10 protein-coding genes and 1 pseudogene are annotated in these 9,239 nt (G+C 73.6%); 5 read left to right on the top strand and 6 right to left on the bottom strand.

Annotated elements, in window-relative coordinates; genetic code table 11:
- The 3 genes and pseudogenes from AC13HU_RS23775 to AC13HU_RS23765 form a co-directional block, all read left to right on the top strand.
- A partial coding sequence (locus AC13HU_RS23775; protein WP_483043970.1) for a GNAT family N-acetyltransferase occupies nt 1-706 on the top strand: 706 nt, incomplete at its 5' end.
- 23 nt (nt 707-729) lie between these two features.
- Nucleotides 730-1,376 (top strand): annotated as a pseudogene (locus AC13HU_RS23770) (MOSC domain-containing protein).
- Between the two features lie 46 nt (nt 1,377-1,422).
- Nucleotides 1,423-2,199: an SDR family NAD(P)-dependent oxidoreductase gene (locus AC13HU_RS23765; RefSeq protein ID WP_483043969.1), complete on the top strand. Its 777-nt coding sequence runs from the start codon at nt 1,423-1,425 to the stop codon at nt 2,197-2,199.
- Nucleotides 2,200-2,395: 196 nt separating this feature from the next.
- Here AC13HU_RS23765 and groL read toward each other — a convergent pair whose 3' ends face one another.
- Nucleotides 2,396-4,018 (bottom strand): chaperonin GroEL, encoded by a 1,623-nt coding sequence (gene groL, locus AC13HU_RS23760; protein WP_483043968.1) that lies wholly within the window; start codon nt 4,016-4,018, stop codon nt 2,396-2,398.
- 135 nt (nt 4,019-4,153) lie between these two features.
- Nucleotides 4,154-4,462 (bottom strand): co-chaperone GroES, encoded by a 309-nt coding sequence (gene groES / locus AC13HU_RS23755; RefSeq protein WP_033177833.1) that lies wholly within the window; start codon nt 4,460-4,462, stop codon nt 4,154-4,156.
- A 252-nt stretch (nt 4,463-4,714) separates the two neighbouring features.
- On the opposite strand from groES, the gene AC13HU_RS23750 reads away from it, so the two are divergent.
- Nucleotides 4,715-5,908 carry a class I SAM-dependent methyltransferase gene (locus AC13HU_RS23750; RefSeq protein WP_483043967.1) on the top strand — a complete coding sequence of 398 codons (1,194 nt, stop codon included), beginning with the start codon at nt 4,715-4,717 and terminating at the stop codon, nt 5,906-5,908.
- Here the strand turns inward: AC13HU_RS23750 and AC13HU_RS23745 are convergent.
- From AC13HU_RS23745 to tsaB, 4 genes are read right to left on the bottom strand one after another with little or no spacing between them, the layout of a single operon-like run.
- Nucleotides 5,898-6,158, bottom strand: coding sequence for a hypothetical protein (locus tag AC13HU_RS23745; RefSeq protein ID WP_483043966.1), 261 nt, complete (start codon nt 6,156-6,158; stop codon nt 5,898-5,900). The two genes, AC13HU_RS23750 and AC13HU_RS23745, sit on opposite strands and share 11 nt — an antisense overlap.
- Complete coding sequence (tsaD, locus tag AC13HU_RS23740; RefSeq protein ID WP_483043965.1) at nt 6,155-7,294, bottom strand: tRNA (adenosine(37)-N6)-threonylcarbamoyltransferase complex transferase subunit TsaD; 1,140 nt, start codon at nt 7,292-7,294, stop codon at nt 6,155-6,157. The genes AC13HU_RS23745 and tsaD overlap by 4 nt, the downstream gene beginning before the upstream one ends.
- A gap of 15 nt (nt 7,295-7,309) precedes the next feature.
- Nucleotides 7,310-7,834 (bottom strand): ribosomal protein S18-alanine N-acetyltransferase, encoded by a 525-nt coding sequence (rimI, locus tag AC13HU_RS23735; RefSeq protein ID WP_483043971.1) that lies wholly within the window; start codon nt 7,832-7,834, stop codon nt 7,310-7,312.
- A gap of 47 nt (nt 7,835-7,881) precedes the next feature.
- Nucleotides 7,882-8,547 carry a tRNA (adenosine(37)-N6)-threonylcarbamoyltransferase complex dimerization subunit type 1 TsaB gene (gene tsaB / locus AC13HU_RS23730; protein WP_483043964.1) on the bottom strand — a complete coding sequence of 222 codons (666 nt, stop codon included), beginning with the start codon at nt 8,545-8,547 and terminating at the stop codon, nt 7,882-7,884.
- Between the two features lie 114 nt (nt 8,548-8,661).
- Between tsaB and AC13HU_RS23725 the strand changes: the two genes are divergently transcribed.
- Complete coding sequence (locus tag AC13HU_RS23725; RefSeq protein ID WP_483043963.1) at nt 8,662-9,231, top strand: hypothetical protein; 570 nt, start codon at nt 8,662-8,664, stop codon at nt 9,229-9,231.
- The last annotated feature ends 8 nt before the right edge of the window (nt 9,232-9,239 follow it).

Here is a 9,239-nt window from a genome sequence, read left to right as displayed (position 1 = left end):
GGGGGTCGTGCGGCTGGTGGAGGGTGACGGCCCGGCCGGATGGGCCGGAGTGGTGTGGTCGGGGTTCGCCGCGGACGACGCCGCGAAGGTGGACCGGGCGATCGCCGCGCAGCAAGCGTGGCTGGGCTCTCCCGAGGGCAAGGGCCGCGAGTTCGAGTGGAAGCTGTACTCGTACGACCACCCCGTAGACCTCCCCGAGCGCCTCGTCGCCGCGGGGTTCGTCGCCGAGCCGCCGGAGACCCTGATGGTCGCGGAGATCGCGGCGCTGCCGGTGGACACCCCCGCGCCGGACGGAATCCGGCTGGAGCCGGTGACGGACGCGGCAGGCGTGGACCTGATCGCGGATGTGCACGAGCGGGCGTTCGGCACGGTCTCCGCCCGCCTGCGGGAGCGGCTGCTGACCGAGGTGGGCGGCCCCGACGTGGAGATGACCGTGGCGATGGCGGGCGAACGGGCGGTGTGCGCCGCTCGGATGGAGTTCCACCCGGGCACGGAGTTCGCCAGCCTGTGGGGCGGCGGCACCGTCGAGGAGTGGCGCGGCCGCGGCATCTACCGCGCGCTGGTCGCGCACCGCGCCCGTATCGCCGCCGCGCGCGGCTGCCGCTACCTCCAGGTGGACGCCTCGGACCAGAGCCGGCCGATCCTGGAGCGACTGGGCTTCAGCGCGCTGGCCGTCACCACGCCGTACATCCTCACGGCGGACTGACGAAGGGACAGCGGGCGATGGGCATGAAGGTACTGACCGTCAACGTCGGTCGGCCGCGGCCGAATCCGTGGAAGCGGCTGCCCGCGACCGGCATCGACAAGCGGCCGGTCACCGGCCCGGTGGCCGTGGCGGCGCCGGGTCCGAAGGGGACCGGAGCGGTCGGCCTGGCGGGCGACCGGGTGTACGACGTGAAGCACCACGGCGGCGACGACCAGGCCGTGTACGCCTACGCCCGGGAGGATCTGGACCACTGGCAACAGGAGTTGGGCCGGGAGTTGCCCAACGGCTCCTTCGGGGAGAACCTGACCACGGCCGGGATCGACGTCAACGCGGCGCTGATCGGGAGCGTTGGCGGATCGGCTCGGCGCTGCTCGAGGTGTCCTGCCCGCGCATTCCGTGTGCGACCTTCGCCGGGTGGCTGGAGGAGGGCGGGTGGACGCGGTGGTTCGTGCAGGCCGCGCTGCCGGGGCCGTATCTGCGGGTGATCGAGCCGGGTGAGGTGGGCGCGGGCGACGCGGTGGACGTGGTGGACCGGCCGGCGCACGAAGTGACGGTCGCGGTGTCGTTCCGCGCGGTGACCACCGAGCCCGAACTGCTGCCGCTGCTGGTCGACCTGGCCGCCTTCCCGGCCGCGGAGCGGGCGGCGATCCGGCGGCGACTGGCCCGCTGACCGCCGCAGGGCGCCAGGCGCGGCCCGGCCCTTCTAGGCTGGCGGTATGACGACTTCTCTGGTGACCGGGGCGACCGCAGGGCTCGGCGCGGCCTTCGTCCGCCGGCTCGCCGCCGACGATCACAGCCTGGTGCTGGTCGCCCGCAACGCCGACCGGCTCGCCCGGTTCGCGGCGGACCTGCGCGAGCGGCACGGCGTCGAGGTGGAGGTGCTGGCCGCCGACCTCGCGACGGACGCCGGGATCGAGGCGGTCGAGGCGCGGCTGCGCGACTCCGCCCGGCCGGTGGACGTGCTGGTGAACAACGCCGGGTTCGGCAACGGCGGCGCCTTCCTCGACGTGCCCGTCGAGGACGAGGTACGGATGATCAAGGTGCACTGCGAGGCGGTGCTGCGGCTGACCGCGGCCGCGGTGGAGGGAATGCGGGAGCGGCGGCGGGGCTTCGTGGTGAACGTCGCCTCGGTCGCGGCCTACATGCCGCGCGGCACGTACAGCGCGAGCAAGGCGTGGGTGGTGCGGTTCACCGAGGGGCTGTCGCACGAACTGCGCGGCTCGGGCGTGCGCTTCCTCGCCCTGTGCCCGGGTTTCGTGCGGACCGAGTTCCACGCGCGGGCCGGCATGGACGCCTCCCGGCTGCCGTCGTGGGCCTGGCTCGACGCGGACGCGGTCGTCGCCGCCGCGCTGCGCGACCTGGCCAGGGGCCGCACGGTCAGCGTGCCGTCGGCCCGCTACAAGGTGGCGGTCTCACTCGCCCGCCACGTCCCCCCGGCCCTCTTCGGCGCCGCCTCCACCCGGACCGGCCGCCGCTACGACCCGAAGGGCTGAGCCCGCCAAGGGCCGCGCCGGGCCGACGAGTTGCGCCCGGCGCGGCGGTGAGCGACCGCGGGACCGGAAACGGCCGGAACCACGACCGCGGGACCGGCCGGGAGAACCGACCCGCGGGAACGACCGGGGCCCGCCACTCCGTGAACGGGGTGGCGGGCCCTCGGGGCCGCAAGGGGCCGCAGACGCGGGGAGTGCGTCAGTGGCTGTGGCCGTGACCGCCGGCAGCGGCCTCCGGCTCCTCTTCCTTCTTCTCGACGACCAGGGTCTCGGTCGTGAGCAGCAGGGACGCGATGGACGCCGCGTTCTCCAGGGCGGAGCGGGTGACCTTCACCGGGTCGATGACGCCGGCCTTGACCAGGTCGCCGTACTCGCCGGTGGCCGCGTTGAAGCCGTGGCCCTTGCCGAGCTCGGCGACCTTGGAGGTGATGACGTAGCCCTCCAGGCCGGCGTTCTCGGCGATCCAGCGCAGCGGCTCGACCGCGGCGCGGCGCACGACCGCGACACCGGTGGCCTCGTCGCCGGACTTGCCCAGGTTGTCGCCGAGTACCTTGACCGCGTGCACGAGCGCGGAGCCACCGCCGGAGACGATGCCCTCCTCGACGGCCGCGCGGGTCGCGGAGATCGCGTCCTCCAGGCGGTGCTTCTTCTCCTTGAGCTCGACCTCGGTGGCCGCGCCGACCTTGATCACGCAGACGCCGCCGGCCAGCTTCGCGAGGCGCTCCTGGAGCTTCTCGCGGTCCCAGTCGGAGTCGGTGGTGTTGATCTCGGCCTTGATCTGGCCGACCCGGCCCTCGATCTCGGCCTTGTCGCCGGCACCATCGACGATGGTGGTCTCGTCCTTGGTGACGGTGACCCGGCGGGCGGAGCCCAGCAGGTCCAGACCGGCCTGCTCGAGCTTGAGGCCGACCTCCTCGGCGATGACGGTGGCGCCGGTCAGCGTGGCGATGTCGCCCAGCATGGCCTTGCGACGGTCACCGAACCCGGGGGCCTTCACCGCGACCGCGTTGAAGGTGCCGCGGATCTTGTTGACCACGAGGGTGGACAGCGCCTCGCCCTCGACGTCCTCGGCGATGATCAGCAGCGGCTTGGAGGAGTTGGCCTGGATGACCTTCTCCAGCAGCGGCAGCAGGTCCTGGATCGAACCGATCTTGCCCTGGTGGATGAGGATGTACGGGTCGTCGAGGACGGCCTCCATCCGCTCCTGGTCGGTGACGAAGTACGGCGACAGGTAGCCCTTGTCGAAGGCCATGCCCTCGGTGAAGTCCAGCTCCAGGCCGAAGGTGTTGGACTCCTCGACGGTGATGACACCGTCCTTGCCGACCTTGTCCATCGCCTCGGCGATCAGGTCGCCGACCTGCTTGTCCTGCGCGGACAGCGCGGCGACGGCGGCGATGTCCTCCTTGCCCTCGATCGCGCGGGCGGAGGAGAGCAGCTCGTCGGAGACCGCCTTGACGGCCGCGTCGATGCCCTTCTTCAGCGAGGCGGGCGACGCCCCGGCGGCGACGTTGCGCAGGCCCTCGCGGACCAGCGCCTGCGCCAGCACGGTCGCGGTGGTGGTGCCGTCACCCGCGATGTCGTTGGTCTTGGTCGCCACCTCCTTGACGAGCTGGGCGCCCAGGTTCTCGTAGGGGTCCTCGAGCTCCACCTCACGGGCGATGGTCACGCCGTCGTTGGTGATGGTCGGGGCGCCGAACTTCTTGTCGATGACGACATTGCGGCCCTTGGGGCCGATGGTCACCTTCACGGTGTCGGCGAGCTTGTTGACGCCACGCTCAAGGGCGCGACGGGCGTCCTCGTCGAACTTCAGGGTCTTGGCCATGCCTGCGAACTACCTCGTCTACTCGTATGTCGTCGTCAGTCAGTGAGGACGGTCAACGAAACCGCCCCGGCCCCGGCCGGAAGAGGGCGCGGAGAATCCGGGGCGGGATCACGGCTGGTGGTGAAGCCGGGAAAATTACTTCTCGATGATCGCGAGAACGTCGCGGGCCGAGAGGACGAGGTACTCCTCGCCGTTGTACTTCACCTCGGTGCCGCCGTACTTGCTGTAGAGCACGACGTCGCCGACGGCGACGTCGAGCGGCAGCCGGTTGCCGTCCTCGAAGCGGCCCGGGCCCACGGCCAGGACGACGCCCTCCTGGGGCTTCTCCTTGGCGGTGTCCGGAATGACCAGGCCCGAGGCCGTGGTCTGCTCGGCGTCGAGCGGCTGGACCACGATGCGGTCCTCAAGCGGCTTGATGGCAACCTTGGTGCTGGCGGTCGTCACGATCCGACCTCCCCCTTCAAAGGGCTCACGGGAGTGTCTGTCTGGGTCGGCGACCTGGTAGGCCCGTCGTCGCGGGTGCCGGACCTGCCCGTCGCTGAGTTCTGGCACTCAGCGGTGCCGAGTGCCAGAACCGAGACTAGGACGCACTTAGCACTCGGTCAAGCGGAGTGCCAGCGGTGCCCCACATACGGGTGCACCCGCGGCCCGGCCCCTGCCCCGCGCACCACGGGGCGTCCTTGGGACAATGGGCAGGTGAACCCCGAGGACTTCGACGCCCTGCGCACGCCCGAAGGGCAGCACCTGCTCGCACAGTTGCGCGACCATGACCCCGCCGACGAACTGGCCGCGGCCACCCGCTTGCGGCGGGCCCACCCGCAGGAGCTGGTGTCCGCGGCCCTCGGGCAGAGCCGGTTGCGGCAGCGGGCGGCGGCGAAGTTCGCGGCCGAGGACGCCGCGCGGATGTACTTCACGCCCAACGGCGTCGAGCAGGCGACCCGCGCGTCGGTCGCCACGCACCGGGCGGAGCGGTTCCGCGCGCTGGGCGTACGGCGGCTGGCCGACCTGTGCGGCGGCATCGGCGGCGACGCGGTCGCGCTGGCCCGCGCGGGCATCGAGGTGCTGGCGGTGGACCGCGACCCGCTCACCTGCGCGGTGGCCCGGGCGAACGCCGACGCACTGGGCCTGGCCGACCGGATCGAAGTGCGCTGCGCGGACGTCGCGGAGGTGGACACGGCCGGGTACGACGCGGTGTTCGTGGACCCGGCGCGCCGCTCGGGCCGGGGCCGCACGTTCGACCCGGAGGCGTACTCCCCGCCGCTGTCCTGGGCGTTGGCGGCGGCGCGCACCGTCCCGTACGCGGCGGTGAAGGTGGCGCCGGGCATCCCGCACGAGGCGGTGCCCCCGGACGCGGAGGCGGAGTGGGTCTCGGACCGGGGCGAGGTGAAGGAGGCGGCGCTGTGGTTCGGCACCGGGCCCGGCACCGTACGCGCCACGCTGCTGCCGGGCGGGGCGGACCTCGCCGCGGGCGGCCTGCCGCCGGACCCGCACGTGCGGCCGGTGGGTCGGTACCTGTACGAGCCGGACGGCGCGGTGATCCGCGCGCACCTGGTCGCTTTGGTGGCGGACGAGGTGGACGGCGGGCTGATCGACCCGACCATCGCGTACGTGACCGGCGACGCGCCGCACCCGACGCCGTACGCGGCGGCGTACGAGATCCGGGACGCGCTGCCGTTCAACCTCAAACGGCTCAAGGCGCTGCTGCGGGAGCGCGGGGTGGGGCGGTTGACGGTGAAGAAGCGCGGATTCGCCATGGAACCGGAGGAGTTGAGGCGGCGGGTGCGACCGCAGGGGCCGCACGAGGCCACGGTGTTCCTGACCAGGATGGCGGGGGCGCCGGCGATGCTGGTCGGGGCGCCGGCTGCGTGGGACGGCCGGATCAGGGCCTGACCGCGACCGACACGAACCGCCAGCGGTGCACCTGACGGCGGACCAGTTCCGCCGGCGGGTCCGGCAGTTCGGGAAGTTCGGCGCCGTAGGGGGCGTCCCACCAGGTGATGACGAGCACCCGGTCGCCGGGGGCGGTGAGGTACTCCGCCCGCTGGGGCGCGCCGGACAGCTCCTGCCGCCTTGCCCAGTCGAGGAGTTCGGCGCCCCGGTCGTCGGCCGCGGCCGCCTCCCACATCAGCGTGACGGTCATCCGTAGAGGTTGTCCTTGCTCAACTCGTGTACGTGGTCGTGGTCGTGGGTGCGTGCGTGGCCGTGGGTGTGGGGGTGCTCCTCATCGTGGGTGTGGCCGGGCACCGAGACCTCGGTGACCGGCAGCGAGGAGTCGGCGGGCAGGTCGAGGGTGGAGGCCGCGCGGCCGCGCGCGACCATCTCCGCGCCGAGCGCGGCGACCATGGCGCCGTTGTCCGTGCACAGCCCGGGGCGCGGCACCCGCAGCAGGATGCCCGCGTCCTCGCACCGTTGCTGGGCGAGCACGCGCAGCCGGGAGTTGGCGGCCACTCCCCCGCCGATCATCAGATGGTCGACGCCGTTGTCCTTGCAGGCGCGTACGGCCTTGCGGGTCAGCACGTCGACCACGGCCTCCTGAAAGGACGCCGCCACATCGGCGACCGGCACGTCCTGGCCGTCCCGGCGGCGGGCCTCGACCCAGCGGGCGACGGCGGTCTTCAGACCGGAGAAGGAGAAGTCGTAGATCGGGTCGCGGCCGCCGGTCAGGCCGCGGGGGAAGGCGATCGCCCTCGGGTCGCCGTCGCGGGCGTAGCGGTCGATCACCGGGCCGCCGGGGAAGCCGAGGCCGAGCACCCGGGCGACCTTGTCGAACGCCTCGCCGGCCGCGTCGTCGATGGTCGCGCCGAGCGGGCGGACGTCGCTGGTGATGTCGGGGGCGAGCAGCAGCGAGGAGTGGCCGCCGGAGACCAGCAGGGCCATCGTCGGCTCGGGCAGCGCGCCGTGTTCGAGCTGGTCGACGCAGATGTGCGAGGCGAGGTGGTTCACCCCGTAGAGCGGCTTGCCGAGCGCGTAGGCGTACGCCTTGGCGGCCGAGACACCGACCAGCAGCGCGCCCGCCAGCCCGGGCCCTGCGGTGACCGCGATGCCGTCGAGGTCGCGGGCGCCGACCCCGGCGTCCTTGAGGGCGCGCTGGATGGTGGGGACCATCGCCTCCAGGTGCGCGCGGCTGGCGACTTCGGGCACCACCCCGCCGTAGCGGGCGTGCTCGTCGACGCTGGAGGCGACGGCGTCGGCGAGCAGGGTGTGGCCGCGGACGATCCCGACGCCGGTCTCGTCGCAGGAGGTCTCGATACCCAGGACCAGGGGTTCGTCAGCCATCAGTTCCTCAGATCCTCAGATTTCCTCAACGAAGTTCGGCCGCGCGGCCGCGAAGGTCTGCGCGGGGTCGGCCAGCCGCATCACGAGCGCGTCCACGTTGCCGGGCTGGTAGTAGCCCCGGCGCACGCCGATGGGCTCGAAGCCGAAGCGCTGGTAGAGCCGCTGGGCACGGGCGTTGTCCACCCGCACCTCCAGCAGCACCTCATGGCACTCGGCGGCGGTCGCGGCCCGCAGCAGCTCGGTGAGCAGGCGGGCGCCGAGACCGGTGCCCCACTGGTCGCGGGCGGTGGCGATGGTCTGCACGTCGCCGGTGCCGGCGATCGCCGCGAACCCGGCGTAGCCGACGATCCGCGGCGCGGCGGCCGGGGCGTCACCGGCGGGCGCGGCCGGTCCGGCCGCCTCGGCGACGACGTAGGTGCGGCTGGCGGACGGGTGCCGGGCGTCGGCGAGTTCGGACCAGAACATGCCGCGCGACCACGCGTCCTCGGGAAAGAGTTCGTGTTCGAGGGCGAGCACCGCGTCCAGGTCCCACCAGCGCATGGCCCGGAGGGTGGCGCCGCCCACAGGGGCGACGCCGGTTCGCTCGGTCACTTCGGCAGTACCGCCTTGTAGCCGGCCGGCACCTGGGCGTCGGGACGGCGCAGGTACAGCGGCCGGGCGGGCGGGAACGTCCCGCCCGCGGCCAGCCGGCGGGCGGCGAGCGCGGCGAGCGCACCGGCCGACTGGTGCGCGGGGTCGGGGCGGTGGTCGGTGAAGACGTCGGGGTAGAGCGCGGCGCCGGCGCCGACCGCGGGCAGCCCCGCGACCTCGGCGGCGATGTCGGCCGGGCGGTCCACGGCGGGCTCGCCCACCCGGTGCAGCGGACCGTCGTACCGCGCCCAGTAGACCTCTTTGCGGCGCGCGTCGGTGGCCACCGTGAACGGCCCGTCCAGGCCGGCCTCGCCGGCCGCCCAGGCCAGCCCGTCCAGCGTGCACACGCCGTGCACGGGAACGTCGAGGGCGTCGCCGAACGACGCGGCGGTGACCAGGCCGACCCGCAACCCGGTGTACGGACCCGGGCCGGTGCCGACCACCACGCCCGTGACGTCGGCGAGGGCACGGCCGGCGGTGACCAGCACCCGGTCGACGGCGGGCACCAGCAGTTCGCCGTGCCTGCGCGGGTCGATCACGGTGGACTCGGCGAGCACCTTCTCCCCGTCGTACAAGGCGGCGGTGACGGCGGGTGTGGCGGTGTCGAAGGCAAGCAGCAGCACGCCCCCAGCCTACGGCGCGCACGGGGCGCGGCGGGGCGCCAGGGGCGTGAGCGGGGTGACTGCTACCTTCAATTCCGACAAAAGCCTCATTGCACATATACGACAGTCGGCTCGATGACGCGCCGATTCGGTGGGAGGACGGCAGCCGTGGTGCGGATCGGTTCGGGGGCCACGGTGGCCGGGCTTCTCGCGGCGGCGATCGCGACGGTGGGGGTGCTCACGGCCGCCGCGGTGGATGCGCCGCCGCGGCACGCGGGAGGTGCGCACGGCGGCCGTGGCGCCACCCCCGGGGAGACCGGCGCGGCCGGCTCCGCGACCGCCACCGGCACCGGCGGCTCCACCTCCACCGCGCCCACCGCGCTCCCGGGTGGCTCCGGACATGGCGCCCGGGTCGTCTACAGCCTCGGGCGGCACCGGGTGTGGCTCGTCGATGCGCACGAGGGTGTGCTGCGGACCTACGGGGTGCGCGCGGGCGCCGCCGCCCCCGCGCGCGGCACGCATCGCGTCTTCGCCCGCGAGGGCGGGGAGGTGGTGCTGTTCGCGTCCACCAATGGAGTGAACGTGGGTTTCGCCCCCGCCGGAGGTGCGGGGGTTCACGGCGCCGTGATGCGCGAGGCGCCCGCCGACGCCGCCGCGCTCTGGAAACACGCGTCCATGGGCTCCCTCGTGGACGTGGTGCCGTAGGCCCGCAC

This window comes from Streptomyces sp. NH27 (assembly GCF_056859195.1).
Note: the sequence above shows the minus strand (reverse complement) of the source record. Positions and strands in the feature narration are given on the sequence as shown.

What these genes read in the sequence shown, in the direction of transcription:
- AC13HU_RS23765 (WP_483043969.1), top strand. Translation starts at nt 1,423, where the DNA reads ATGACGACTTCTCTGGTGACCGGGGCGACCGCAGGGCTCGGCGCGGCC.
- groL (WP_483043968.1), bottom strand. Translation starts at nt 4,018, where the DNA reads ATGGCCAAGACCCTGAAGTTCGACGAGGACGCCCGTCGCGCCCTTGAG.
- AC13HU_RS23745 (WP_483043966.1), bottom strand. Translation starts at nt 6,158, where the DNA reads ATGACCGTCACGCTGATGTGGGAGGCGGCCGCGGCCGACGACCGGGGC.
- tsaD (WP_483043965.1), bottom strand. Translation starts at nt 7,294, where the DNA reads ATGGCTGACGAACCCCTGGTCCTGGGTATCGAGACCTCCTGCGACGAG.
- rimI (WP_483043971.1), bottom strand. Translation starts at nt 7,834, where the DNA reads ATGCGCTGGTGGGACCTGGACGCGGTGCTCGCCCTCGAACACGAACTC.
- AC13HU_RS23725 (WP_483043963.1), top strand. Translation starts at nt 8,662, where the DNA reads ATGACGCGCCGATTCGGTGGGAGGACGGCAGCCGTGGTGCGGATCGGT.